Source organism: Embleya scabrispora DSM 41855 (assembly GCF_000372745.1).
Lineage (GTDB): Bacteria > Actinomycetota > Actinomycetes > Streptomycetales > Streptomycetaceae > Embleya > Embleya scabrispora.
The window spans coordinates 1-1,267 of the sequence record NZ_KB889655.1 but is presented as its reverse complement, the minus strand read 5'-3'; the positions used below and the strand labels follow the sequence as shown (position 1 = coordinate 1,267).

Annotated in this window: 2 protein-coding genes; both read left to right on the top strand. The window is 70.0% G+C overall.

Features of this window, described 5'->3' with window-relative positions:
* Positions 1 to 486: potassium-transporting ATPase subunit KdpA (locus tag A3IC_RS0116350; protein ID WP_026218337.1), on the top strand; the 486-nt coding region annotated here is incomplete at its 5' end.
* A gap of 76 nt (positions 487 to 562) precedes the next feature.
* Positions 563 to 1,267 (top strand): P-type ATPase actuator domain-containing protein (locus A3IC_RS0116345; RefSeq protein WP_026218336.1); only part of this gene is annotated, 705 nt, incomplete at its 3' end.

Sequence of the window (1,267 nt, the reverse complement as noted above, 5' to 3'; positions counted from 1 at the left end):
GTCGGTCGCACGCCCGAGTACCTGGGCAAGAAGATCGGCGCCGGCGAGATGAAGCTGGTCGCGCTCTACATCCTGGTGGTACCCGCCACCATCCTCACCCTGACGGGGCTGACCCTCGCCTTGCCGGGTGAGCGGGCGGCGATCCTCAACTCCGATTCGCCGCACGGCCTTTCCGAGGTGCTGTACGCGTTCACCTCGGGCGCCAACAACAATGGCAGCGCGTTCGCCGGGCTCGGTGCGAACACCGCGTACTACAACGTGTGGATCGGGATCGCGATGCTGGTCGGCCGCTTCGTGCCGATGGTGCTCGCGCTGGCCCTGGCCGGAAAGCTGGCCGCGCAGGGCAGCGTGCCGGTGTCGGTGGGCACGCTCAAGACCCACCGACCGCTGTTCGTGGGCACCCTCGTCGGGGTGATCCTGATCGTCGCGGGCCTGACGTTCTTCCCCGCGCTGTCGCTCGGCCCGCTCGCGGACGGCCTGACATGACACCGTCGTCGTCCGCACGCGTCGCGCTCCGTCGTTTCGACCGCGCGGCTCACCCACCCGAGGAGGGCCGTCACCCATGTCCGTGACGCACCCACCGCAGCACCCCTCGGACCCGTCCCCGGCCGGGCCGTCGCGGGTGGCCGCCGGGCTGTTCGAACCACGAGCACTGGTGCGGTCGGTGCCGGACGCGCTGCGCAAACTGGACCCGCGCTTCATGGCGCACTCGCCGGTCATGTTCGTGGTCGAGATCGGCTCGGTGCTGACCACGGTCCTGGCAATCAAGGACTCGACCACGTTCGCGTGGGTGGTCACGGTGTGGCTGTGGCTCACGGTGGCCTTCGCCAACCTGGCCGAGGCGGTCGCCGAGGGCCGGGGCAAGGCGCAGGCGGACACGCTGCGCGCGGCCAAGACCGACACGGTTGCCCGCCGACTCGTCGCCGACGGTTCGGAAGAGGCCGTGCCCGGCACAGAGTTGCGGATCGGCGATCTCGTCGTCTGCGAGGCCGGCGACGTCATCCCCGGTGACGGTGACGTCGTCGAGGGTGTCGCGAGTGTGGACGAGTCGGCGATCACCGGCGAGTCCGCGCCGGTGATCCGCGAGTCGGGCGGCGACCGGTCCGCGGTGACCGGCGGTACGAAGGTGTTGTCGGACCGGATCGTCGTCAGGATCACGACCAAGCCCGGTGAGACCTTCATCGACCGGATGATCGCCCTGGTCGAGGGCGCCGCCCGGCAGAAGACGCCGAACGAGATCGCGCTCAACATCCTGCTCGCGTCGCTG